A 24194-nucleotide genomic window follows, 5' to 3' on the forward strand; every position below is an offset into this window, starting at 1 on the left:
TCGGAACAGCCGTGCGACGGCTGAAGGTCATGGTCGAGTCAATGTGATGCGGCCAGGGCCGCGTCCAGCGAAAGCGTGCCTTGTGCCCCGTCAGGCGGAGGTGTCGTGCACCCAGATGTGGGTGCAGTTGGGGCACTGCAGATGGACCACGTGTCCCGCGTTGGACAGCAGATAGCGCCAGTGCACTCGGCAGGTCCGGCCCGCCAGGCAGTTCTCGCAGTTCTCGTGGTCCCGGCATCGCGGGCACGGGAGCCAGGCCCGGCGGGCCTTGTCGGCGTGGGGATCAATCGGCAGCACGGGCGTCACCGAGGCCCGCGGGCAGCACTCCGGCTGCCACCAGGCGGTCGTAGATCTGCCGCTGGTGCTCGTCGAGGCCGGAGTAGAGCATGCGATACGCCGCGTCCTCGTCGGCCATGGCCGTGATCGGGTCCCAGTGGGGCCCCATCGCCGTGTAGAACGCCGCCCGCCGGCGCGCTTCGTCAGCGGTGAGATCCATCTCGAATATGTGATGGTCGTGGGTGTTCTCGTGGGCCATGAGCGGGCTTTCCTGGAGGAAATGGAAAACTATCCGCTCCTTCCTACCAGGGTTTGTCCGATTTCCGGACAGATCTGGAGCGAGATCCTGGTCACGTGACCGGGGCGCCTTGTCCCAGGATCATCACGACTGGTCAGGGCCCGGCTACGTTCCGTCGGCCGCACTCGCTGCCAGGGATTCCCGCACCTGTAGGTGGTAGACCCGGAAGGCCCGCCCGATGACGGGCTGGGCCACGTTCCGGACCTTGACCCCGCCGCTCGTCATGCCGTGTTCCGTGCCCGCGTGCGCGTGTCCGTGCACCGCCAGGTCCGCGCCGGCGGTGTCGATCGCCTCCGCAAGCAGATAGCTGCCGAGGAACGGATAGATCTCCAGAGGTTCACCGGCCAGGGTCTCCGGCACGGGGGAATAGTGGGTGAGGGCGATACGAACCTCACAGCGCTGTTCGTCCAGTTCCTCCAGAGCCTGCCGCAAGGCGTCGGCGCTGCGGCGTGAGCACCGTACGAACTCCTTCATCAGCGGCTCGCCGAACTCCCCGGCACTGCGGCCGACGAAGCCGCCGCCGAACCCCTTGGTACCTGCCACACCGACGCGCGTGCCGGCGCAGGTCAGGGTGGTGGCGCTGCCCTCGAGGACCCGTGCGCCGCCGGTGCCCTCCAAGATCGCCGCGACTTCCTCCGGGCGCTCGTCGTGGTGGTCGTGATTGCCGAGGACCGCCACGACCGGGACCGGCAGGTCCCGGATCTCCCTCGCCACCACCCCGGCCTCCTCCGGGGTTCCGTGGCGGGTGAGGTCCCCGGCCAGCAGCAGGAGGTCCGCGCACTCCGACAGGCTCTCGAAAGCGGTGCGAAGCGCCCCCTGGCTGCCGGGCCCCATGTGGATGTCCCCGACGGCTGCCACCCGGATCATGCGAGCTCCTCGGCCTGGTCGGGCGCCGAGTTCTCGGCGACCACGAGGTCGCAGTGGACCGGGACTCCGGCGAGTTCCTCGCGGACGGTGCCGAGGACCTCCTCACGGCACTGAACGGAGGCGACGGTGCCGGTCACCATCACCGCCTCGCCGCGGACCTCGATCCGTACACCCAGCTCACCGGCGTGCCCTTCGGCCAGACGTTCGAGGAGATGGGCGACGCGGTACTCCGTGTTCTGCGCGGCCTGGGCACCGGGTGCGCCCTCTGCGCTGTGCTGGTTCATCACGTCTCCTTCTGCGGGGCGATGACGTCGAGGCGTTCGAGAAGGAAGAAGAAGGCGGCAGGCATGGGATCGTCCTCGCACTCCCGGCGCATCCGGTCCCAGTCGACCTTTTCGCGCAGCGCGCGGGCCACGGGGAGAACCGCGCCGAAGTCGCAGTGGTGCTCCGAGAAGGCGGCGATCAGGCTCCAGAGCAGGTCGGTGGGTGCCAGCACCGGCATGCGCACCGAGTCGACCGGGAGTTCCCGCGCGCGTGCGAGCATGTCGGAGGTGACCGGCTTGTGCGCCAGTTCGAAGATGATGTCGATGTCCTGGCCGAAGCACTCGGCCTTCATCAGCCAGTCCTCCGGCGGCCGGTACACGGTCAGCCCCGCGTCCCGCAGCGTGTCCGTGACCGCCTCGGCGTCATCGGGCGACACACAGAAGTCGGCGTCGTGCTGCAGGTTCTCGCTGCCGCCGTGCGCATAGACGGCGACGCTCCCGGCCAGCGCGAAGGCGTGCCCCTTCCGCTTCAGAAGGACGCCGACCCGCTTGGTCGCCTCAAGAATCGCCCGGCTGTGATCGGGGGGCAGCTGCTCGGCCTCCTGCGGCCGCGTCTCGGGCCGCGGCGGCTGCCCGGCCCGCGCCGTCGCCGGGCGCACCTCGGGTTCCTCCGCTCCACGGGCAGGGGGCGCGGGCTCCCCGGACTGCGTCATGACCACCCCCTCTGCCGAACGAGAGCAGTCCGCCGGCTGCGCGTACCGGACCGGACGGCTGCGTGCACCCGTGTGAGTACCCGGTACCTCCTCGTCGACACGGCTCGGAACCCGGGCGCCGGACAGACCGGGACCGCCGGATGGTCCCGGGCCGAAGGCGCCTGGCCCTGTCACTCCCAGGAACCTCAGGGAACTACCTGCGGGAACGGGCCGCCCCGAGGATGGACGTGTCACTCCGGGTCGGAACGGCACACCGTCCGTCGTTGCCGCTCCGGGGAGCAATGTCGAACGTGTGAACGAGAGGAACACCATGGTCACCACCCTCGCCGGCGGTACGGTCACTCTGGCGGACGGCGTGACGGTCTCCCGTATGGGATACGGCGCGATGCAACTGGCGGGTCCGCACGTCTTCGGGCCGCCCAGGGACCGTGACCAGGCGCTCGCGGTGCTGCGCGCGGCGGTGGAGGCCGGCGTCACCCATATCGACACCGCCGACTTCTACGGTCCCGTCGTGGTCAACGAGCTGATCAGGGAAGCCCTCGCTCCGTATCCCGCAGGTCTGCACATCGTCACCAAGATCGGCGCCCGCCGGGGCAGCGACGGCAGCTGGATCCCGTCTCTGGACCCCGCGGATCTGAAGGAACAGGTCCGCGAGAACCTCACCCACCTCGGCCTGGACACCCTGGACGTGGTCAACCTGCGGGTCGGCGGTCACGACACCACCGACGACGAGCCCCTGTCCGAGCAGTTCGGCGCCCTGGCGGAGCTCCAGCAGCAGGGCCTGATCCGCCACCTCGGGCTCAGCGGTGTCTCCACGACGCAGCTCGCCGAGGCCCAGGCCATCGCGCCCGTCGTCACCGTGCAGAACCTCTACAACCTGGCCAACCGGCAGGACGACGCCCTGGTGCAGCGGTGCGCGGACGAGAACATCGCCTTCGTCCCGTTCTTCCCGCTGGGCGGCTTCAGCCCGCTGCAGTCCGAGACCCTCGACAAGGTCGCCACCCGCCTCGAGGCATCCCGGCAACAGGTCGCTCTGGCCTGGCTGCTCCAGCGCTCGCCGGGCATCGTCGTCATCCCCGGCACCTCCTCGCTCTCCCACCTGCGCGAGAACATCGCCGCCGCCGACCTGGTCCTGCCCGCCTACGCCGTCGCCGAACTGGACGCCATCGGGGCGTAAGGGACTCAGCCGCACGGCACGGTGGGGTACGGCGCCGGCTGAGGGGCTCCGCGCCCGCGTCACAGCCGGATGATGACCAGGGCGATGTCGTCCCGGGCGCCGCCGGCCACGCCGAGTTCCGTCAGCAGGACGTCGGCCAGGCGCTCCGGGCCGAGGGTGCAGTAGCGGCCGAGGACGTCGGTCAGCCGGCTCAGACCCGTCTCTATGTGCTCGCTCCGGCGCTCGATCAGCCCGTCGGTGTAGAGGACGAGCGTGTCGCCCGGCCGGTAGGGCTGGCAGGCCTGCGGGCGCGGCACGTGCTGGGGCCGGGCGGCCAGCGGCGGGTCGGTCGCCTTGTCGAGCAGTTCGCATGTGCCGTCCCGATGGACGAGGACGGGGGGCGGGTGGCCGGCGCTGCTGTAGATGATCAGTTCGCTGCGGGTGTCGATCATCGCCTTGACAGCGGTGGTGTTCAGCGCGCCTTCCACCGACCGGGCGTACCGTCCGAGCACCTCCAGTGCCTGGGCGGGGCCCTCCAGCGCGCGGGTGGCGGCGCTCAGCGCGCTGCGGAGCATCCCCATGACGGCCGCGGCCTCCAGACCGTGGCCGACGACGTCGCCGACCGCCACCGCGAACCGGGTCTCGGACAGATCGATGACGTCGTACCAGTCGCCGCACACGTTCAGCGAGCCGGTGGCGGGCAGATAGCGCACCGCGATGTTCTCGTGCCGGGCCAGGTCGGGTGCCTGGAGCATGGCCTCCTGCAGTGCCACAGCCACCTTGCGCTCACGGGTGTGCGCCTGCCGCAGCTCCTCGTTCAGCAACTGCAGCTCGCGCGCCCGCGCGTAGAGCTCGGTCTCCAGGGCCTCGCGCTCGGTGAGGTGCTTGGACAGGCGCCAGTCGCCTCTGCCGTGGGTCAGGATGTACCCGGTCACGTCCTCCACGCGGTGGATGATCCACGTGACCTTCCCCTCGGGATCGAGGATCGGCGTGTTGACCGGGGACCACCATCGCTCGTCGAATGCGCCGGGTCTGCCCATGATGGGGATGTCGTACTTCTGCAGCGCCATCGTGTCGGGCTGTTTGGAGTTCAGGACGCGGTGCAGCGAGGCGTTCAGATTGCGAACACCGTCGGCATCCGGGTCGTCGGGGTTCTCCGGGAAGGCCTCGAAGATGTGCTGCCCGATCAGGTCGTCCCGGGTCCGGCTGGTCGCGTTCAGGTAGGCCTGGTTGACCTCCACGATGATCAGGTCCGGGGCCAGCACGAGGTAGGGACTCGGGGTGGCGGCGAACAGTGCCTCGTAGTCCATCGTCGACATCGTCACCGTCTCCCTTGTGCGCCGCGCCGCGCCACCCCCTTCACGCTACGATCCGCGCAGCTCAGGCGCCCCCGGAGAGAACGGCACGGTGCGGACACGCGGCCGGGGCACATCAGGCACGGAGACCTGCCGTCTACGCGACGGCCTCCGTCTCCGCTCCGCCCTCCGCCTCCCAGTGCGCCGGCTTCGCGAACTGCGTCCGGTACAGCTCCGCGTACCGCCCGCCCCTGGCCAGCAGCTCCTCGTGGGTGCCCCGCTCCACGATCCGGCCCGACTCGACGACGAGGATCACGTCGGCTGCCCGCACGGTGGACAGGCGGTGGGCGATGACGACGGCGGTACGACCCTCCAGCGCTTCCGTGAGGGCCTCCTGCACGGCCGCCTCGGAGGTGTTGTCCAGATGGGCGGTGGCCTCGTCGAGGATGACGATCCGCTGGCGGGCCAGCAGCAGGCGGGCGATGGTCAGGCGCTGGCGCTCGCCGCCGGACAGTCGGTAGCCGCGCTCACCGACGACCGTGTCGAGCCCGTCGGGCAGGGCGCGTACGAGGTCGTCCAGGCGGGCCCGGAGCAGCACGTCCCACAGGTCGTCCTCGCTCGCCCCGGGATCGGCCAGCAGCAGGTTGGCCCGCACCGTGTCGTGGAACAGGTGGCCGTCCTGGGTGACCATGCCGAGGGTCTCGCGCAGTGATGCGGCGCTCAGGTCGCGGACGTCGACGCCGCCGACGCGGACGGTGCCCTCGTCGACGTCGTACAGCCGCGGAAGCAGTGCCGCGATGGTGGACTTGCCGGCGCCGGAGGACCCCACGAGGGCGACCGTCTGGCCGGGCTCGGCGCGGAAGGAGACACCGTGCAGGATCTCGGCGCCGCCGCGCGTGTCCAGGACCGCCACCTCCTCGAGCGAGGCCAGGGAGACCTTGTCGGCGGCCGGATACCCGAAGCGGACGTCCTCGAATTCCACCGCCACCGGGCCGCCGGGGACCTGCCGTGGTCTCGGCCGCTCCTCGATCAGCGGCTTCAGGTCCAGTACTTCGAAGACGCGCTCGAAGCTGACGAGCGCGCTCATGATCTCGACGCGGGCCCCCGCGAGGGAGGTGAGGGGTGCGTAGAGCCGGGTGAGCAGCAGGGCGAGCGAGACGACGGAGCCCGCCTCAAGGCTGCCGCGCAGGGCGAACCAGCCGCCGAGCCCGTAGACCAGGGCGAGCGCCAGGGCGGAGACCAGCGTGAGCGCGGTGATGAACGCCGACTGGGACATGGCCGTCCGCACCCCGATGTCCCGCACCCGGCGGGCCCGCGCGGCGAACTCTTCGGACTCCTCCTCGGGGCGCCCGAAGAGTTTGACGAGCGTGGCGCCGGGTGCGGAGAAGCGTTCGGTCATCCGGGTGCCCATCGCGGCGTTGAGGTCGGCGGCCTCCCGTTGCAGCAGCGCCATCCGGCGGCCCATCCGGCGCGCGGGGAACAGGAAGACCGGCAGCAGCACCAGGGCGAGCAGGGTGATCTGCCAGGACAGCGTCAGCATCACGACCAGCGTGAGCAGCAGCGTGACCACATTGCCGACGACTCCCGACAGGGTGTTGCTGAAGGCGCGCTGCGCGCCGATGACGTCGTTGTTGAGACGACTGACCAGCGCGCCCGTACGAGTACGTGTGAAGAACGCGACCGGCATGCGCTGCACATGATCGAACACAGCCGTCCGCAGATCGAGGATGAGGCCTTCCCCGAGCGTGGCCGACAGCCTGCGGCCGAGGAGCCCGAGCGCCGCCTCGGCGACCGCGATGAGGGCGATGAACAGCGACAGCCGTACGACGGTTCCCGGGTCGCCGTGCGACACGATCGCGTCGACGACACGGCCGGCGAGCAGCGGGGTCGCCACCGCGAGCAGTGCCGTCACCACGCTGACCAGGACGAACTGCACGATACGGGGGCGGTGGGGGCGCGCGAACGCGCCGATGCGGCGCAGCGTGGCGCGGTCGAGGGGGCGGCGCTCCCGCTGCGCGCTCATGACGCTGTGCAACTGGTGCCAGGCGGTGGTCTCCATACTCATAAGACAGACGTTAGGACCTCGAGCAACCTTGAGGTCAAGGGAAGGCGGACGGGCTTCACACGCAGGGAGACCGGGACGAATGCCCCTGCGACACGGGCTCCCGGGAACCCGGTCGCTCCCGTGCCTTGCCCCGCACGTCAGCCGCCGTCCGCACGCCCGCAACCTCACGTTGGTGCGGCACGGAAAACCTCTCCTGGTGTGAGTGCCGTACGTCTCCCTCAGCGACTCGCCGGACGTGTCCCGGTCCGCCAGATCCTGTGCCTGCTTCCGCTGGCCCTCGTGGCCGTGGTCGCGGTACAGCACTGGTCCGTGCTCGTGGAGGGCTTCAAGCAACTGGCGTCCGCCGAGTGGCCCTGGCTGGTGGCCGCCGCCGGCGCCACCTGTCTGACCTGGGTGGCGGCCGCCTTCACCCGCCAGGGCGCGGTCATGCAGCGGCTGCCCGTACGCCGGCTGCTCGCCACCCAGTTCGCGGCGGGCGCGGCCAACCATCTGCTGCCGACCGGTCTGGGAGCGGGTGCGGTCAACCTCCGTTTCATGACGGTGTGCGGGGTGCCGCTGGCCAGTTCGTCGGCGGCGATCGCGCTGTACCTGCTCGCCGAGTCGATCACCCGGACCGGTCTGCTGGTGGCCCTGCTGATCGCCTTCCCGCACGCCCTCCGCCTCGGCACCCTCCTGCCCGCCCCGGCGGTGGGCCCGGTGCTGATCGGTGTGGTCGCGGCGGTGTGCGTGGCGCTCGCGGTGGTGCTGCTCGTGCGGCGGCTGCGCACGGCGGTGTTCTCCTTCCTGCGTGCGGCACTCGGCGAGGCCCGCACGGTGCACACGCGTCCCTCCCGCGCGATCGCCCTGTGGGGCGGGTCGCTGGCCTTCCCGGCACTGCAGGCGGCCGGACTGGCCGCGGTGGGGCGGGCCTTGGACCTGCCGGTGCCGCCCGCGCACATGGCCGTCGCCTACCTGGCGGCGACCATCGCGGTCGCCGCCGTGCCCACGCCCGGCGGCATCGGCTCGGTGGAGGCGGCGCTGATCGTCACCCTGGTCGCGGCCGGCGCCCCGGTGGCCCTGGCGACGGCGGTGGTCCTGGCGTACCGGATCATCACGGTGTGGGTGCCGCTGGTGCCGGGGGCGCTCACGCTCGGGGCACTGGTGCGGCTGAAGGTGATCTGACCGGGGACAGCGGCCGTACTCCCGAGTAACCTCTGCTGGGCCAGCCCTCCGCCGTGTGAAAGGGGCAGCCCGATGCCGGTCCGGACCGAACGCCAGGGGTACGTCACCACGGTCGTCCTCTCCCGCCCCGAAGCCCGCAACGCCGTGGACGGGCCGACCGCCGCCGCGCTGGCCGCCGCCTTCAGGGAGTTCGAGGCGGACGCGTCCGCGCGGGTGGCGGTGCTGTGGGGCGAGGGCGGGACGTTCTGCGCGGGCGCCGATCTGAAGGCCGTAGGCACCGAGCGCGGCAATCGCGTGGCCGAGGACGGCGACGGCCCGATGGGGCCGACCCGGCTGCGGCTGTCCAAGCCCGTGATCGCGGCGGTCACCGGACACGCGGTGGCCGGCGGTCTGGAGTTGGCGCTCTGGTGCGATCTGCGCGTCGCCGAGGAGGACGCGGTGTTCGGGGTCTTCTGCCGTCGCTGGGGTGTGCCGCTCATCGACGGCGGGACGGTGCGGCTGCCACGGCTGATCGGTGCCGGCCGGGCCATGGACATGATCCTCACCGGTCGTCCCGTACCGGCCCGGGAGGCCCACGAGATGGGCCTCGCCAACCGCGTCGTGCCGACGGGACAGGCACGCGCGGCGGCCGAGGAACTCGCCGCCGAGATCGCCCGCTTCCCACAGGCCTGCCTGCGCGGCGACCGCGCCTCCGTCCTCGACCAGCAGGGACAGGACGAGACGACGGCGATGCTGGGCGAACTCCGCTACGGCATGGGGGTGCTGGCCGAGGGCCTGGAGGGCGCGGCCCGGTTCACGGCGGGGGCCGGACGGCACGGGTCGTTCTCGGACATGTGACCGCGACGAACGACTGCCGCACGACGTGAATGAGCGCACGTCAAGGGCGGCTTCCGAACGGCCCGGTGACGGCCGGGCTCCTGGATACGGCAGGATGACCTTTCGCTGCGGAACGGTGCACACCGCTTCGCAGCGCGATCGTGCATCCCGTGGGCACGCGGCCGTGCATCCCCGATGCACGGCCGTGTGCCGTCCGTATTCGAGCAGGTGGCAAGGTGACGACTCCTCACATCCGGCCCGGCAGCCCCCTCCCCCTCACGGGAGGTGACCGGTGAACCGCGCGCTCACCCTGGACGATCTGGTCGTCGCCGGAATAGCCGTGGCGGCGGGCCTGGTGGCCGGATTCCTGCTGCGCATACTGCTGCGCTGGCTGGGCGGGCATGCGAGCCGTACCAAGTGGAGCGGCGACGACGTCATCGTGGACGCCCTGCGGACGCTGGTGCCGTGGGCGGCGATCGCCGCCGGCGCGGCCGCCGCGGCCGCGGTGCTGCCGCTCACGCGGACGGTGCAGCACCACGTCAACCAGACGCTGAGCGTGCTGCTCATCTTCGTCGCGACGGTGACGGCCGCGAGGGTGATCGCCGGCCTGGTGCGGACGGTCACCCAATCCCGGTCCGGGGTCGCCGGATCGGCCTCGATCTTCGTCAACATCACCCGGGTCGTGGTGCTGGCGATGGGCTTCCTGGTGATGCTGCAGACCCTGGGCATCTCCATAGCGCCGCTGCTCACCGCTCTCGGCGTCGGCGGTCTGGCCGTCGCCCTCGCCCTCCAGGACACCCTGGCGAACCTCTTCGCGGGCATCCACATCCTCGCCTCCAAGACCGTTCAGCCCGGCGACTACATCCGGCTGAGCAGCGGCGAGGAGGGCTATGTCGTCGACATCAACTGGCGGCAGACGACCGTCCGTCAGCTCTCCAACAACCTGGTCGTCATCCCCAACGGGGAGCTCGCCAAGACCAACATGATCAACTACACCCGCCCCGAGCAGCAGTTGACCGTGCTGGTGCAGGTGGGGGTCGGCTACGACAGCGACCTGGAGCATGTGGAGAAGGTCACCACCGAGGTCGTGGCCGAGGTGATGACGGAGATCGCCGGAGCGGTCCCGGACCATGAACCGGCCATCCGCTTCCACACGTTCGGCGACTCCCGGATCGGCTTCACGGTGATCCTCGGTGTCGGCGAGTTCAGCGACCAGTACCGCATCAAGCACGAGTTCATCAAGCGCCTGCACAAGCGGTACCGGGCCGAGGGCATCCGCATCCCCGCACCGGCCCGGACGGTGGCGCTCCAGCAGGGCTCGGCGGTCATACCGCATCAGCGCGGCGCCGACGACGGGGCCGTCGAGCACGGCGGTCCGCTCGCGCTGTGACACCGGACCCGTGACGGGCCCCGCGCCGGGCCGCCGTCCGGCCACCCGCCCAGCACGCCCCGGCCCGGCCGATCGCCCGGGCCGGGGCGCTGCCCAGGCGCTCGGCTTCCGTGTCCGCGCGTCGCCGGTCATATGCTCGAAAGAGCGTGACACCCCCGACCGGAAAACTCGATGTCTGATCCGACGACTCGCTCGCTCGACCAGCGGCTGGACGTGATCGCACGCCATCCGTTCCGCGCGAGGTTCCATCTGCGCGGGCGCGACCTGGCCACCGCCGAACTGAGCGGCCCCGGCACGCTGCGCCGGCACGCCTACGACCTCATCGCCAGGCGGCTGGCACCGGCCGAGCCGTACAAGGACGGCAAGCAGACCCCCTACCGGGGCCACCCGGTCTTCGTCGCCCAGCACGCGACCGCGACGTGCTGCCGCACCTGTCTGCAGCACTGGCACGAGATCCCCAAAGGACGGGACCTGAGCCGCGCGGAACGCGCCTACGTGGTGACGGTGATCTGCCGCTGGATCGAGCGGGAGGTGGCGTCGGCAGCGGCGACAGCCGTCGACCGGGGCCCGGCCTGACGGGCGACGGGACGGGCCACAGGACCGCACGGGCCGTGCTTCCGGTACCGATCATCCGGCAGAGGCGCCCAGGGCGCGGGCCACTGTCGAGCGAGGGCCGCTCACGAGATATCTTGATGTCGAGCAATGTTGCAGACGTGGAGCGGAGCACCCGGTGACTGACTCGACCATCATTTACACACACACTGACGAGGCCCCGGCCCTGGCGACGTATTCCTTCCTGCCGGTGGTCCAGGCGTACGCCTCGCAGGCGGGTGTCACTGTGGAGACTCGTGACATCTCGCTGGCCGGGCGCATCCTCGCGGTCTTCCCCGAGTACCTGAACGAGGACCAGCGGATCAACGACGCCCTCGCTGAGCTGGGCGAACTGGCCAAGACCCCCGCGGCCAACATCATCAAGCTGCCCAACGTCTCGGCGTCCGTCCCGCAGCTGAAGGCGGCCGTGGCCGAACTGCAGGCCCAGGGCTACGCGCTGCCGGACTACCCGGACGAGCCGAAGACCGACGAGGAGCGGGAGATCCGCGCCCGTTTCGACAAGGTCAAGGGCTCCGCCGTGAACCCGGTGCTGCGCGAGGGCAACTCCGACCGCCGCGCCCCCGCCTCGGTGAAGAACTACGCCAAGACCCACCCGCACCGCATGGGCGCCTGGACCTCCGAGTCGAAGACGAACGTCGCGACCATGGGCGCGGACGACTTCCGTTCCACCGAGAAGTCCGCGGTGATCTCCGAGGCCGGTTCGCTGCGCATCGAACTGAAGGGCGACGACGGCTCCACCACCGTGCTGCGCGAGTCCGTCCCGGTCCTCGCGGGTGAGGTCGTGGACGCCTCCGTGATGCGCGTGGCCGCCCTGCGCGAGTTCCTGACCGCGCAGGTCGCGCGCGCCAAGGAGGAGGGCGTCCTGTTCTCCGTGCACCTGAAGGCCACGATGATGAAGGTCTCCGACCCGATCGTCTTCGGTCACGTGGTGCGCGCCTTCTTCCCGAAGACCTTCGCGAAGTACGGTGAGGCGTTCGCCGCGGCCGGGCTGACCCCGAACGACGGTCTCGGCGGCATCTTCAAGGGCCTCGAGTCGCTGCCCAACGGCGAGGAGATCAAGGCCTCCTTCGACGCCGAGCTCGCCGAGGGCCCGGAGCTGGCGATGGTCGACTCCGACAAGGGCATCACCAACCTGCACGTCCCCTCCGACGTCATCGTCGACGCCTCGATGCCGGCCATGATCCGCACCTCCGGCCACATGTGGGGCCCGGACGGCCAGGAGGACGACACCCTCGCGGTCCTGCCGGACTCCAGCTACTCCGGCGTCTACCAGGCCGTGCTCGACGACTGCCGCGCCAACGGTGCCTACGACCCGGCCACCATGGGCTCGGTCCCGAACGTCGGCCTCATGGCGCAGAAGGCCGAGGAGTACGGCAGCCACGACAAGACCTTCGAGATCCCGACCACGGGCACGGTCCGCCTGGTCGACCAGGCCGGCAACGTCGTGCTCGAGCAGACCGTCTCCGCCGGCGACATCTTCCGCGCCTGCCAGACCAAGGACGCCCCGATCAAGGACTGGGTGAAGCTCGCCGTCACCCGCGCCCGCGCCACCGGCGACCCGGCCGTGTTCTGGCTGGACGCCACCCGCGCCCACGACGCCAACCTGATCGCCAAGGCCGAGCAGTACCTGCAGGAGCACGACACCGAGGGCCTGGACATCCGCATCCTGGCCCCCGTCGAGGCCACCAAGCTGTCCGTGGAGCGCATCCGCCGCGGTGAGAACACCATCTCCGTCACCGGCAACGTGCTGCGTGACTACCTCACCGACCTGTTCCCGATCCTGGAGTTGGGCACCAGCGCCAAGATGCTGTCGGTCGTCCCGCTGATGGCGGGCGGCGGCCTGTTCGAGACGGGCGCCGGCGGCTCCGCCCCCAAGCACGTCCAGCAGCTGGTGAAGGAGAACTACCTGCGCTGGGACTCGCTGGGCGAGTTCTTCGCGCTCGTGCCGTCCTTCGAGCAGTACGCGAAGGCCACCGGCAACCAGCGCGCCCAGGTCCTCGCCGACACCCTCGACCGCGCCACGGCGACCTTCCTCAACGAGGACAAGTCCCCGACCCGGCGCGTCGGCGGCATCGACAACCGCGGCAGCCACTTCTACCTGTCCCTGTACTGGGCGCAGGAGCTGGCCCAGCAGACCGACGACGCGGAGCTGGCCAAGGCGTTCGCCCCGCTCGCCGAGACGCTCGGGGCCAACGAGCAGAAGATCGTCGAGGAGCTGCTCGCCGTCCAGGGCAAGCCGGCCGACATCGGCGGCTACTACCAGCCCGACCCGGCCAAGGCCACTCAGGTCATGCGCCCCTCGGCCACCTGGAACGAGGCGCTGGCCGCCCTCGCGTAAGGCAGCCCGCACAGCAGCGGACAGCCGCCCCGGCCGGATCCACTCCGGCCGGGGCGGCCGCGTTCCGTCGTCGGCCCCTGCCCGCACCCGGTCCACGGCGGGGCTCGCCGCCACCGGGCCGATGCCGCCGCGGAGAACGAGCGCGCCCGCCGTGTCCCACGTGCACGAGCGCCGCGCCCGGCGACAAGCGGAAGAGCCCCGCGTCGTCCTACGAAGCCGCCCGCTCGCTGGACGTCCCGGCGTCGGGGTGGTCCAGGCCCAGGTGATCGCGCAGGGTCGTGCCCGCGTACTCGGTGCGGAAGACGCCGCGCTCCTGAAGCAGCGGGACCACGGTGTCGGCGAAGACGTCCAGGCCACCCGGGGTGATGTGCGGAACGAGGATGAAGCCGTCCGACGCGTCGGACTGCACGAAGTCGTCGATGGTCCGGGCGACGGTGGCCGGGGACCCGACGAACGTCTGGCGGTTGCCGGTGTTGATCACCAGGTCGCGGATGGACCAGTTGTTCGCTGCCGCCAGCTCTCGCCATTCCCGGACGGTGGCCAGCGGGTCACGGTACATGCGCACCTGCGCCCGTCCCCGTGCGATGTGGTGTTCGCCGAGGTCCGGGTCGATCTCGGGCAGCGGGCCGTCCGGGTCATAGCCGGACAGGTCCCGGTTCCAGACGAACTCCAGGTGTTTGATCGCCGTGGCGCCGCTGACCTGTCGGCGGCGCACCTCGCGGGCCAGTTCCTCGGCCTCCGCGTCGGTCTCGCCGAGGACGAAGGTGGCGGCGGGCAGGATCAGCAGCTGGTCCGCCCTGCGGCCGTACTTGGCGAGGCGGCCCTTGACGTCCTTGTAGAAGGCCTGGCCCGCTTCCAGGGTGCTGTACCGGCTGAAGATCGCGTCGGCACTCGACGCGGCGAACTCGCGGCCCTCCTCGGAGTCACCGGCCTGGAAGATCACCGGCCGGCCCTGGGGGCTGCGGGGGACGTTGAACCGGCCGTGGATGTCGAAGTGCTGTCCCTCGTGGACGAAGGCGCCGGCCTTCGCGTCGCGCAGGAAGAAACCGGTGGCCTGGTCGGCGGCGATCTCGTCGCCCCGCCAGGAGTCGAAGAGTTCACTGGCGGTGGCCAGGAACTCCTTGGCGCGGGAGTAGCGCTCCTCCTGCGGCAGGAAGCCGCCGCGGCGGAAGTTCTCGCCGGTGAAGGCGTCCCAGGAGGTGACGACGTTCCAGGCGGAGCGTCCGCCGGAGAGGTGGTCGAGGCTCGCGAACTGGCGGGCCACCTCGTAGGGCTCGTTGAAGGTCGAGTTGATGGTGCCCGTCAGGCCGAGGTGGTCGGTGACGGCCGCGAGCGCGGCGAGCACGGTGAACGTGTCGGGCCGGCCCACCACGTCCAGGTCGTAGATCTCGCCGCCCTGCTCCCGCAGGCGCAGCCCCTCGGCGAGGAAGAGGAAGTCGAACTTGGCGCGCTCGGCGGTCTGCGCGAAGTGCACGAACGAGCTGAACTCGATATGGCTGCCGGCCTTGGGGTCGCTCCACACGGTGGTGTTGTTGACGCCGGGGAAGTGGGCCGCGAGGTGGATCTGCTTGAGCGGCTTGCTCATGGTGGTCGGGAATCCTTCCGGCTCAGGCTGCGGAAGCGGCATAGCGGTTGGCGGGACGGGCAAGGCCCAGCAGCCCGCGCAGGGTGTCGGCCTCGTAGGCGGTGCGGAAGGCGCCGCGGCGCTGCAGTTCGGGAACGAGTCCGCGGGTGATGTACGGCAGGTCGTGCCCGGCCACGGCGGGCCACAGCCGGAAGCCGGACAGTCCCGTCGACTGCAACTCCAGGAGCAGATCGGCCAGTTGTGCCGGTGTGCCGGTGAAGATCCGGGCGTCGCCGGTGTACGGGTACCCGGCGAGTGCGTCCAGGCGCTCCCGGCGTTCGGCGGCCTCGGCGGGGTCGTCGTCGAGGAAGACCACCAGGTCGCCGAAGAGGTGCAGCGGTTCCCCGGCCCGCCCGGCCGCGCTCTGCTCGGCCCGGATCTCGGCGACGATCGCCCGGGCCTGCTCGGTGTCGTGCGGGGTGACGTAGCCGAGGTCGGTGGAGCGGGCGACGAGCCGGAAGGGCACGGTCTGGTGGGCGAGGGCGGTGACAGGGGGCTGGCCCTGCGGGGGGCGTGGCGTGATGGAGGGGCCCTTGACGCTGAAGTGCCTGCCCTCGAAGCCGATGTAGTGCAGTTTGTCGCGGTCGATGAAGCGGCCGGTCGTGACGTCCCGGATCTCCGCGTCGTCCTCCCAGCTGTCCCAGAGCCGGCGCACGACCTCGACGTAGTCGGCGGCCTCGTCGAAGAGGTCGGTCACCAGGTCCTGTGCGGCGGGGTCACCGTAAGCCTCGATACGGGGGATGGTGCGGCGGCCGAAGTGCGCGGCTTCGTTCGGGCGCGCGGTGATCTGCACGCGCAGCCCGGCGCGGCCGCCGCTGACGTAGTCGAGCGTGGCGATCGCCTTGGAGGTGTGGAACGGCTCCGTATGCGTGGCGACCACGGTCGGCACCAGGCCTATGTGCCGCGTCAGAGGAGCGACCCGTGCCGCGGTCAGCAGGGCGTCGAGGCGTCCGCGGACCTGGTCGGTGCGTTCGTCCGCGTCCAGGAAGTGCGAGGACTGCGGGCCGAGGCCGTCCTCGAAGGTCACGAAGTCGATCAGGCCGCGCTCGGCCTCGGCGACGAGGTCCACCCAGTAGCCGGCGGTGAACAGGTCGCCGGGCCGGGCCACCGGTTCCCGCCAGGAGGCCGGGTGCCAGCCGGTGCCCTCCAGGGCGACGGCAAGGTGCAGAGGGGAAGGAGCAGTTGAGGACACGAGTGGGTGCCTTCCTGAATTCCGTACGGGATCGCCGACCCCTTGCGCAAGCCGGGTACGGCGGCGGGCGAGCGAAGCGGGATGAGAGCCCCGGCCCGGGCCGGGGAGGGGTCAGGAGCGACAGAGCGCGCCGGCCACGCGCAGCAGATCGATGTGGGGCCGGGAGTGCAGGCGGACGGTGCGCGGTGCATGTGTCACGTCCGTCACCTCCGTACGTCGGGCGCGGCGGGCGCGCCGGCACATCTCCCCGTCACAACGCCCTGGTCGCGGTCTCTGTTCCTGGTGTGAGGCCACCGGCCGGGCATCCGGACCAGATGGCGGTGCCGGATGCCCACACGGGTGCGAGCTGCGGCCGGTCGCGGTGCCGCGGGGATCAGGAGTTGTCGACCGGCAGGCCGGGCGGGTTGATCTCGGACTTGGTGACGGCCTCGTTCGAGAGGTTCCAGGCGGCCAGCCACTTGGCGTACTGGCCGTTCTCGATCAGGTGGTTGATGGCCTCGGCGAGCGGCTTGGCCAGCCCGCTGTCCTTCTTCGCGGTCGCCGCGATCAGACCCTGGAGCGTCTCGCCGGCGCCGGAGAACGTGCCCGCGCTCCGGGTCGCCTGCGGCGTGTTCGCGACCTGAGTGATGTGGTACGCGATACCGGGGTTGGGACCGAAGTACGCGTCGATCTTTCCGCCGGCCAGCGCCAGGTAGGTGCTGTTCTGGTCCTGGAAGTACTTGACGGTGAGCTTCTTGCCCTCCTTGGCCAGCTTGGCCTTCCACTCCAGCAGGATCTTCTCCTGGTTGGTGCCGGAGCCGACGGAGACAGTCCTGCCCGCGAGGTTCTCGTAGTCGCCGCCCAAGTTCCAGGTGCTCTTCCTGGGCACCTCCCAGCCGAGGTTGTCCTGGCGGTAGGAGGCGAACTCGTACTTCTTCTTGCGTTCCTCGGTGTCGGTGACATTCGAGAAGGCGACGTCGACCTTGCCGCTGTCGATGCCGACGAAGAGGTTCTCCCAGGTCGAGTTCTTCACCTCGGGCGTGAGCCCGAGCACCGCGGCCACCAGGCGGCCGAGGTCGGGCTCGGCGCCGGTGAGACTCTTCTGGTCGCTGCCCACATAGGCCAGCGGCGGGAAGCCGGAGGGCAGGGCGCCGACGCCGATCTCCAGCTTGCCGCTCTTGCGGACGGCCGCGGGCAACTCGGCGCTGATGGACGTGACCTCGGGCACCTGGAGGGTGGTCTGTTGCGCGGCGCCGTTGGAGAGCCGGCCCACGGTGACCGTGCCGGAGGAGGCACTGTCCGTGGTGGTGGCGGCGTCGCTGTCGCCCCCGCACGCGGCGAGCCCGGCGGCGAGGGCGACTACGGCGGTTCCCGCGGTGAGACCGCGAAGGATTCGGCGGCGGAGACGGAGCGCAGGCATGGCTGTCCTTGTCCGGTGGGCGGTGAACATGAGGGCATGGGGGGAGACTTGGGGAACGGCAAGGCCGCGGACTTCAGAGCACCTTGCTCAGGAAGTCCCGGGTCCGCTCGTGCCGTGGATTGCCGAGGACCTCGGCGGGCGGCCCCTGCTCGACGATGCGGCCGCCGTCCATGAAGACCACCCGGTCGGCGATCTCCCGTGCGAAGGCGATCTCGTGCGTGACGATGAGGAGGGTGGTGCCGCCGCCGGCCAGGTCCTTGATGACGGCCAGCACCTCGCCGACGAGTTCGGGGTCGAGGGCGGAGGTGGGCTCGTCGAAGAGGATCACACCGGGGCGCAGGGCGAGCGCGCGGGCGATGGCCACCCGCTGCTGCTGGCCGCCAGACAACTGCCGCGGATAGGCCCCGGTCCGGTCGGCGAGTCCGACCCGGGCGAGCAGTTCGCGGGCGAGTTCCTCGGCTTCAAGCCTGGTCAGCCGGCCGGTCGCACTCGGGGCCAGGGCCACGTTGTCCAACACGGTCAGGTGCGGAAAGAGGTTGAAGTTCTGGAAGACGAAGCCGATGCGGCTGCGCTGGGCCAGGATGACCCGCTCGCTCAGCTCCTTGAGGCGGTCCCCGTGCCGGCGGACGCCGATGGGCTCGCCGCCCACGCTGACATAGCCGCGTTCGGGCTTCTCCAGGTGGTTGATCACCCGCAGCAGGGTGGACTTTCCCGAGCCGGAGGGTCCGAGGATCACGGTCACCTCGCCCGGACGTACCGTCAACTCGATGCCGTCCAGCACCCGGTGGGCGCCGTACCACTTGTGCACATCGTGCACCTCGACCGCGGCGGAGTGCGTCTCGAGCGTCTGGGTGGTCATACGGCGGCCTCCCTGCGCGCACGTGCCCGCAGCTCACGCAGACCGGTGCGGAGCCTCTGCAACGGGGTCGGCGGCAGGGTGCGGGTGGCGCCCCGGGCGTAGTGCCGCTCGACGTAGAACTGGACGACGGACACGATGCTCGTGAGGATCAGGTACCAGACGGTGACGACCAGCAGCAGCGGCACGATGTCGCCGGGGTAGGTGCTGCCCATGGTCTGCGCCGAGCCGAAGAGATCGAGCAGCGAGACATAGAACACCAGCGAGGTGCTCTTGATCAGTCCGATCAGCTGGTTGACGTAGTTCGGGGTGATGGACCTGAGGGCCTGCGGGAAGACGATTTTCCTGAACTGGTGGCCCCTGGGCAGACCGAGGGCGGCGGCGGCCTCGTGCTGACCCTGGTCGACGGAGAGGATGCCGCCCCGGACGACCTCCGCCGCGTACGCGGCCTCGTTGAGGCTCAGACCGACCACGGCGACGGCCATGTCGGTGGCCAGCCTGGACTCGTCGAAGGTGAGGAAGGCGGGGCCGAAGGGCACCCCGATGCTCAGCGTCCGGTACAGCGCGCTGAAGTTGTACAGGAAGATCAGCACGACGATCAGGGGTACGGACCGCAACGCCCATACGTAGGTCCAGCTGACGGCGCGCAGCACGGGGCTCCGGGAGAGCCGCGCGAGCGCCAGCACGATCCCGCCGAGCAGGCCGGCCACGGCGCTGAGCGCGGCGACTTCGAGAGTGATCAGCAGTCCGTCGAGGATGGTGGGGCGCAGGAACCAGTAGGCGAACCGGTCCCACTGGTAGAAGGGGTTCGAGACCAGGCCGTGGACGAACTGGGCCACCACGACCAGCACCACGGCCGTGGCGATCCAGCGGCCGGGGCGGCGCAGGGGCTGTACCCGCTGGGCGGTGAGCGGTCGGCCGGAAGCGTCCGGCGAGGGGTCGCGGACCGGGTGGGCTGGAGTGGTGGGCGTGGCGTCGGCGGTGGCTTCGGCCGTCGGCAGGGCGTCGACGGACACGGCTGTGCCTGGGGGTTCAGTCATGGAGGGCTCCGGCAGGTCGGACACCCGAGGACCGCGGCGGCGGTGCGTGACCACGACAGGCCGGCAGGGCAGGGGTCGCTCTGCGGAGCGGGGCAGCGCACGGGGTCGCACGGAACCGGGGGCTGGGCGGACAACGGCACACCGCTCAAGCGGTGTTCGTCACGGAGGCGGGGCTGGTGGAAGTCGTCAGCCCCGACAGCGGGCGCGGCCCGGTGCGGTACACAGTGCGCTGCTGACGCGCAGAAGGTCGACGGCCCGGTCGGCGACGAGCAACTGTGCGTACGGCTGTACGCAGCACTGAGGACGGCGTGCGGCCGTCCTGGAAGCTGCGTACATGTCCGCCACCTGTCGCTGTCCTGGCCCCTTGGGCCTCGCGCTTACCGAAACGTCATCCCGGTCCGGTCGTCACCTGGGGCACCCCACCGCGGCGCGAGGGTTGCCGGTCAGCAAGCCAGGGCTTGTCGCTGACGCTCATGACCGTTCTGAGCCGTAAGTAAGTCAGGCCCCGGAACCGATGTCAATGTGCGTCCATCAGGTGATACATCGGCCTACGGACGGACACCCCGTCAACTGGCCCGTACCGGCGCGCTGTCGGGCACGTGCGCGGCCCAGTCGAGGATCTGCACCGCCGCCCCCGCGGCCTCGAGACCACGGCAGCGCGCGTGGTGCCGGCGGGCGATGCCGTCGAGGTCGAGGTGCGGGCCGAAGGCCGGACGGGCGGCCAGCCGGCGGGCGTAGGCCCACAGATGCGGGTGGCCGGCGATGCGGTGCACCGCGTCTGCGTCCAGGTGCCAGCGGTGCACGGTGTCCAGTTGCACCAGGCTCACCCACAACTCCACGTCGGCGGCGGTGAGTTGGTTGCCCAGCACATACTCCTGACGCTCCAGCCGGCCCTCCAGCGCCCGCAGGGTGCACAGCAGCGAGGTGAGCGCGTCGGCCCGCTCCTCCGCGCCGGCGTCGGCCCGACCGGCGCGCTGTGCGGCCGCCTCGAGACCCTGCGCGCACAGGCGGCGCACACCCTCGAGCTCCGCGTCGGCGCCCTGCGGGTACAGCACATCGCAGCCGGCGCCGAAGTGCCGGGCCAGGTCGCGCATGATGTCCGGGGCGTGCGTGCTGACGATCCGGCCCGACCAGTCGTCGCTGAGCACGGGCGCGACGGCCGCCCCGGGGTAGTGGTGGGCACTCGCCTCGTACAGCGGGCGCAGCGCGGAGTGCTCGCCGCCGGGGCCGTCGGGCACCGCGGGCAGGAGGGTCACGGGGCAGACCTCGTCGAGACCGAGGAGGCTGTGGGTGACGGCTGTCCGCAGACAGTGCGGACAGGGAAGCGACAGGTGGAGGCGGTAGCGGCGGGGTACCGCGTAGTGACCGCTGCGTGCGTCGCGGCCGATGCGGCCCCGGAAGGCCGGGACGGACGACGGCGGGAGTGCGGTCAGGGCATGGGCGGACATGTCTCTCCCCGGGTACTGGTACGCGAAGATGCGGAGGGTGGCGGCCCGGCGGGCAGGTGACGCTCCCCGGCCCGCACGGCGGGGCGCGGGGTTCCGGCACGGCCGGTTCAGCTCGAGGCGCCGGCCGCGCTGCAGACCCGCAGCAGATCGATGTGACGGCGGGAGGTCAGAAGAAGGGACTGCCGACGTGTGCGGTGCACACGGCCGATGACCGGCTCCAGGCGTCCCATGTTTCCCTACCTATTGACTAGGAAATCCCACTGGAGTGTCGAGCGGGCTCCGGTCTGCGTCAAGGGGGCCGTCCGCAATGTGAGAGCGAGGGGGCCCGTCGCATCGGAACGCGGTGGTTCGTCCCCGGTCGGTCCGGCCCATTTCCCCATCTGTCGGGCCCGTGTCCATATCTGGACGGCCGGTAGACTCGGGGACCATGGCCGACTCCCCCGCCCCCGCCGACCAGCCCGCATGCGAAGGGTCGGCCGAGGACACGCTGCTGCCGGCCGAACTGCGCGCCTGGATGCAGTTGCTGGCCGCTGCCGGGGCGATCGAGCAGCGGCTGCGTTCCCAGGTCAAGGAGTCGCTCGGGGTCTCGCACGACGAGTTCCTGGTGCTGTGCCTGCTCGCCGAGCAGCCCGGCGCCGCTCTGCGCATGTCGCGGATCGCCGAGTCGCTGGGCCGCCCCAAGACCCGTCTGACCTACCAGATCGCCTGTCTGCAGCACGCGGACCTGGTGACCCGGCGTTCGGTGTGCGGCGACAAGCGGGGCATCGAGGTCGCCCTCACGGACAAGGGACGGCGGCTGCTGCGGGAGGTCTCTCCGGCGCTGGCCGAGACCGTCACCGAGGCCGTGCACGGGATGATCGACGACCGGCAGTGCGAGTCGCTGCGCGGCCTGCTGCCCGAGGTGGCCGACGCCTCCGTCGCCGGGTCCGACACGGCCGTCTGACGGCCGCACAAGGGCGCGTCACGCCGCGTCGCCCTCCACCTCCGACAACCAGCGGTACGGGTTGCCCGCGGGTTGCCCACCCGTGACGGCCGCCGGTACGGGCTCCCCCACGCGCGGCGGAGTCCGCTAGGCCCTGGCACCGCGGACTCCGGGCGGCCCGGCCGGGCCGGACCGCCCTCCTGTGGCGGTGGGAGGCCGCCGTAACCGCCCGGGCCTCAGCCCAGTTCTCCGTCCAGCCACTCCAGGACGTCGGGGGTGGCGGGGTCGGTGATGTCGGCGAACTCCTCGTGCTTCTTGAGGAACTTGGCGACGTAGGGGCAGACCGGCACGATCCGCTTCCCGGACTCCCGTACGTCGGTCAGCGCCTGCTGGACCAGCTGCGAGGCCAGGCCCTGTCCGGCGAAGGCGTCGTCGACCACCGTGTGGTAGAAGACGCGCTGGTCGCCGCGGTCGCGGTAGGCGGTCAGACCGGCGCGCCGGCCGTCGACCAGGATCTCGTAACGCTGCTTGGCGTCTACCCGCTCGACGGTGGGAGCGGCGGACGGCTGGCTCATCGGGATGCCTTTCGTCTGGAGGTCAGCGGCGCGCTGGGTTCTTGCGCGGCGTGATGACGGCGTTCGGCAGGGCGGGGGCGGGAAGGCGATCTCCCGGGTACCCCTCGACCGCGCCGAAGCGGTCGGAGGCGTTCTGCCACTCCTCGCGGGCCCGCACGATGTCGTCATGGCTGCGGCCGATGAAATTCCACCACATGACGATCTCTTCCTCGAAGGGGGTGCCGCCGAGCAGAACCGTCCGGGCCGTGTCCGCGGACTCGTTGACCAGTGTCAAGGGCTCGGTGCCCGGTGCGGCGTACCCCAACTCCGCCGGGTGCAGCAGGGTGCCGGCCATGCGGACCTCGCCGTGGTCGACAAGGAGACCATGCTCGAAGTCCGGGTCCACGGCGAGCGTGATCGCCGCACCCGCATCGAGGACGATCTCGGCGCCGAGCAGCGGTGTGAAGGTCCGCACCGGGGAGGCCTGCCCGGCCAGGGAGCCGAGGAAGACCCGGAGTTCGGCGCCGTCGATCCGGAGTGGCTCGGGTACGTGGTGCTGGAAGTCCCGTGCGGTGTGCCGGTGTTCCCCGGGGAGTGCCACCCACAGCTGCACACCGTGCAGGACGGTGGTTCCCGGTGTCGACACCTCCGAGTGGCTGATGCCGTACCCGCCCGTCATCAGGTTCAGCTCACCGGGCCGCACGAAGGCGTGACTGCCCAGGCTGTCACGGTGCTCGATCTCCCCGCTGAACAGCCAGCTCACCGTCTGCAGCCCGGTGTGCGGGTGCGGGGCGACGTCCATGCCACCGGTCTTCGCGACGTCGTCGGGGCCGTAGTGGTCCGCGAAGCACCAGGCTCCGATCAGGGTCCGGGCCCGCTGGGGCAGCGTGCGCCGCACCGGCATCGCCCGTGGGCCGCCCAGCGGCACCTCGCGCGGGGTGAGCACCTCTATCTCCGGCACTTTCGCCTCCCGTCGGTCGTCCACCGCCGCTCCGCAGCGCACTTCGGCGGACTCCGCCTCGACGTTGCTCATGAATCAGCGCCCTCCGTCCCTGGATGGTTTTATATTCAACAATTATACAAGGATCATAGAACGATGATCCCGCCGGCGCAGCCGAGCACGGAGCCCCGAGCGGCGAACCCGAAGGAGTCCCAGTTGAGCAGCCGTACGACAGAGTCCGCGGGCCGGCGGATCTTCATCGACAAGCAGAGCCCGAAGGCCTACCACGCCCTGCTCGAGACGTCCGAGGCCGTGCGCTCCGTCGCCTCCGAAGCAGGGCTCGAGCGTATCCTCGTGGAGCTGATCAACCTCCGGGTCTCGCAGCTCAACGGCTGCGCCTACTGCCTCGACATCCACACCAGGGCAGCCCTGCGCGCGGGCGAGACCACGCAGCGGCTCGGCGTGCTGGCGGCCTGGCGGGACACCGAACTGTTCACGCCCGAGGAACGCGCGGCGCTCGCGCTGGCGGAGTCGGTCACCGAGGCGTCGGACGCCGCGGCCCAGGAGTCCGCCTACGACGCGGCCCGCGAGGTGCTCACCGACGACCAGATCTCCGCGGTGATCTGGGTGGCGATCACGATCAACGCCTTCAACCGGGTCTCGATCATGAGCAAGCACCCGGTGCGGGCCCACGTCCCACAGTGACGCATCGGGCCCGGCACGGAGGCACGGGGCGTGCTGGATGCGCTCATCTCCTGAAGAGATGACCGTTATCAAGAACCATCGCCGTGAACAGGGAAGCGAGCGGGGTACTGCGACGCTTATGCCGTCTGTGAGCACCGAGGACGCTGCTCTGTCACCGCACCGCACGCCGAGCCCTCCCGGCTCCTTCTGCGAAGAGGGGCCCGTGTCCCAGCCCATGGATGTCCGAACGTCACACAGGCGCACCACAAGCACGACACCGGCTCA

At 70.8% G+C, this 24194-nt stretch carries 24 protein-coding genes and 1 riboswitch; of the genes, 8 read left to right on the top strand and 16 right to left on the bottom strand.

The window, feature by feature from the left end; translation table 11 throughout:
* Positions 1-90 precede the first annotated feature (90 nt).
* The 5 genes from ABZ904_RS11235 to ABZ904_RS11255 all read right to left on the bottom strand — a co-directional run bounded on the left by ABZ904_RS11235 (position 91) and on the right by ABZ904_RS11255 (position 2417).
* The gene (locus ABZ904_RS11235; protein WP_359391423.1) at positions 91-297 is read right to left on the bottom strand and encodes a hypothetical protein; all 207 of its coding nucleotides are present in this window, start codon (positions 295-297) and stop codon (positions 91-93) included.
* Positions 284-535: a DUF6400 family protein gene (locus tag ABZ904_RS11240; protein WP_359391422.1), complete on the bottom strand. Its 252-nt coding sequence runs from the start codon at positions 533-535 to the stop codon at positions 284-286. The genes ABZ904_RS11235 and ABZ904_RS11240 overlap by 14 nt, the downstream gene beginning before the upstream one ends.
* A 144-nt stretch (positions 536-679) precedes the next feature.
* Positions 680-1441, bottom strand: coding sequence for a metallophosphoesterase (locus ABZ904_RS11245; protein ID WP_360998188.1), 762 nt, complete (start codon positions 1439-1441; stop codon positions 680-682).
* Positions 1438-1725 (bottom strand): hypothetical protein, encoded by a 288-nt coding sequence (locus tag ABZ904_RS11250; RefSeq protein WP_360998190.1) that lies wholly within the window; start codon positions 1723-1725, stop codon positions 1438-1440. The genes ABZ904_RS11245 and ABZ904_RS11250 overlap by 4 nt, the downstream gene beginning before the upstream one ends.
* Positions 1725-2417 carry a nucleotidyltransferase family protein gene (locus tag ABZ904_RS11255; protein WP_360998192.1) on the bottom strand — a complete coding sequence of 231 codons (693 nt, stop codon included), beginning with the start codon at positions 2415-2417 and terminating at the stop codon, positions 1725-1727. Before ABZ904_RS11255 ends, ABZ904_RS11250 begins: the two co-directional genes overlap by 1 nt.
* A gap of 310 nt (positions 2418-2727) precedes the next feature.
* On the opposite strand from ABZ904_RS11255, the gene ABZ904_RS11260 reads away from it, so the two are divergent.
* Positions 2728-3594, top strand: a complete 867-nt coding sequence (locus ABZ904_RS11260; protein WP_360998293.1) for an oxidoreductase — start codon at positions 2728-2730, stop codon at positions 3592-3594.
* A gap of 59 nt (positions 3595-3653) precedes the next feature.
* On the opposite strand, the gene ABZ904_RS11265 is transcribed toward ABZ904_RS11260, so the two are convergent.
* The gene (locus ABZ904_RS11265; protein ID WP_361822588.1) at positions 3654-4892 is read right to left on the bottom strand and encodes a SpoIIE family protein phosphatase; all 1239 of its coding nucleotides are present in this window, start codon (positions 4890-4892) and stop codon (positions 3654-3656) included.
* A gap of 133 nt (positions 4893-5025) precedes the next feature.
* Entirely contained in the window at positions 5026-6927 is a 1902-nt protein-coding gene (locus ABZ904_RS11270; RefSeq protein ID WP_361822687.1) for an ABC transporter ATP-binding protein, read from the bottom strand.
* 204 nt (positions 6928-7131) lie between these two features.
* Between ABZ904_RS11270 and ABZ904_RS11275 the strand changes: the two genes are divergently transcribed.
* The 5 genes from ABZ904_RS11275 to ABZ904_RS11295 all read left to right on the top strand — a co-directional run bounded on the left by ABZ904_RS11275 (position 7132) and on the right by ABZ904_RS11295 (position 13250).
* On the top strand, positions 7132-8094 hold the full coding sequence (locus ABZ904_RS11275) for a lysylphosphatidylglycerol synthase domain-containing protein (RefSeq protein ID WP_359391417.1): 963 nt from the start codon (positions 7132-7134) through the stop codon (positions 8092-8094).
* A 72-nt stretch (positions 8095-8166) separates the two neighbouring features.
* On the top strand, positions 8167-8931 hold the full coding sequence (locus ABZ904_RS11280; protein WP_359391416.1) for a crotonase/enoyl-CoA hydratase family protein: 765 nt from the start codon (positions 8167-8169) through the stop codon (positions 8929-8931).
* A 271-nt stretch (positions 8932-9202) separates the two neighbouring features.
* Positions 9203-10300, top strand: coding sequence for a mechanosensitive ion channel family protein (locus tag ABZ904_RS11285; protein WP_359391415.1), 1098 nt, complete (start codon positions 9203-9205; stop codon positions 10298-10300).
* Between the two features lie 171 nt (positions 10301-10471).
* Complete coding sequence (locus tag ABZ904_RS11290; RefSeq protein WP_361822593.1) at positions 10472-10876, top strand: DUF4186 domain-containing protein; 405 nt, start codon at positions 10472-10474, stop codon at positions 10874-10876.
* A 154-nt stretch (positions 10877-11030) separates the two neighbouring features.
* The gene (locus tag ABZ904_RS11295) at positions 11031-13250 is read left to right on the top strand and encodes an NADP-dependent isocitrate dehydrogenase (protein ID WP_359391413.1); all 2220 of its coding nucleotides are present in this window, start codon (positions 11031-11033) and stop codon (positions 13248-13250) included.
* Between the two features lie 208 nt (positions 13251-13458).
* Here ABZ904_RS11295 and ABZ904_RS11300 read toward each other — a convergent pair whose 3' ends face one another.
* The 7 genes from ABZ904_RS11300 to ABZ904_RS11330 all read right to left on the bottom strand — a co-directional run bounded on the left by ABZ904_RS11300 (position 13459) and on the right by ABZ904_RS11330 (position 20809).
* A complete protein-coding gene (locus tag ABZ904_RS11300; protein WP_360998202.1) occupies positions 13459-14835 on the bottom strand; it encodes an NtaA/DmoA family FMN-dependent monooxygenase in 1377 nt (458 codons plus the stop codon).
* 22 nt (positions 14836-14857) lie between these two features.
* A complete protein-coding gene (locus ABZ904_RS11305; RefSeq protein ID WP_361822596.1) occupies positions 14858-16066 on the bottom strand; it encodes an LLM class flavin-dependent oxidoreductase in 1209 nt (402 codons plus the stop codon).
* Between the two features lie 111 nt (positions 16067-16177).
* On the bottom strand, positions 16178-16309 hold the full coding sequence (locus tag ABZ904_RS11310) for a putative leader peptide (protein WP_359391410.1): 132 nt from the start codon (positions 16307-16309) through the stop codon (positions 16178-16180).
* A gap of 130 nt (positions 16310-16439) precedes the next feature.
* Positions 16440-17465 (bottom strand): ABC transporter substrate-binding protein, encoded by a 1026-nt coding sequence (locus ABZ904_RS11315; RefSeq protein ID WP_361822599.1) that lies wholly within the window; start codon positions 17463-17465, stop codon positions 16440-16442.
* A gap of 73 nt (positions 17466-17538) precedes the next feature.
* On the bottom strand, positions 17539-18324 hold the full coding sequence (locus tag ABZ904_RS11320; protein ID WP_360998208.1) for an amino acid ABC transporter ATP-binding protein: 786 nt from the start codon (positions 18322-18324) through the stop codon (positions 17539-17541).
* A complete protein-coding gene (locus tag ABZ904_RS11325; RefSeq protein ID WP_359391407.1) occupies positions 18321-19361 on the bottom strand; it encodes an amino acid ABC transporter permease in 1041 nt (346 codons plus the stop codon). Before ABZ904_RS11325 ends, ABZ904_RS11320 begins: the two co-directional genes overlap by 4 nt.
* Before the next feature lie 368 nt (positions 19362-19729).
* Positions 19730-19840: riboswitch (SAM riboswitch) on the bottom strand.
* 87 nt (positions 19841-19927) lie between these two features.
* The gene (locus ABZ904_RS11330; RefSeq protein WP_361822602.1) at positions 19928-20809 is read right to left on the bottom strand and encodes a glutathione S-transferase C-terminal domain-containing protein; all 882 of its coding nucleotides are present in this window, start codon (positions 20807-20809) and stop codon (positions 19928-19930) included.
* A gap of 427 nt (positions 20810-21236) precedes the next feature.
* Between ABZ904_RS11330 and ABZ904_RS11335 the strand changes: the two genes are divergently transcribed.
* Positions 21237-21752, top strand: coding sequence for a MarR family transcriptional regulator (locus tag ABZ904_RS11335; protein WP_361822605.1), 516 nt, complete (start codon positions 21237-21239; stop codon positions 21750-21752).
* 215 nt (positions 21753-21967) lie between these two features.
* Here ABZ904_RS11335 and ABZ904_RS11340 read toward each other — a convergent pair whose 3' ends face one another.
* Positions 21968-22306, bottom strand: a complete 339-nt coding sequence (locus ABZ904_RS11340) for a GNAT family N-acetyltransferase (protein WP_359391403.1) — start codon at positions 22304-22306, stop codon at positions 21968-21970.
* Between the two features lie 22 nt (positions 22307-22328).
* Positions 22329-23318: a pirin family protein gene (locus ABZ904_RS11345; protein ID WP_361822608.1), complete on the bottom strand. Its 990-nt coding sequence runs from the start codon at positions 23316-23318 to the stop codon at positions 22329-22331.
* A gap of 123 nt (positions 23319-23441) precedes the next feature.
* On the opposite strand from ABZ904_RS11345, the gene ABZ904_RS11350 reads away from it, so the two are divergent.
* Positions 23442-23930, top strand: coding sequence for a carboxymuconolactone decarboxylase family protein (locus tag ABZ904_RS11350; RefSeq protein ID WP_359391401.1), 489 nt, complete (start codon positions 23442-23444; stop codon positions 23928-23930).
* Positions 23931-24194 lie beyond the last annotated feature (264 nt).

The organism is Streptomyces sp. NPDC046900 (assembly GCF_040644975.1).
Taxonomy (GTDB): Bacteria; Actinomycetota; Actinomycetes; order Streptomycetales; family Streptomycetaceae; genus Streptomyces.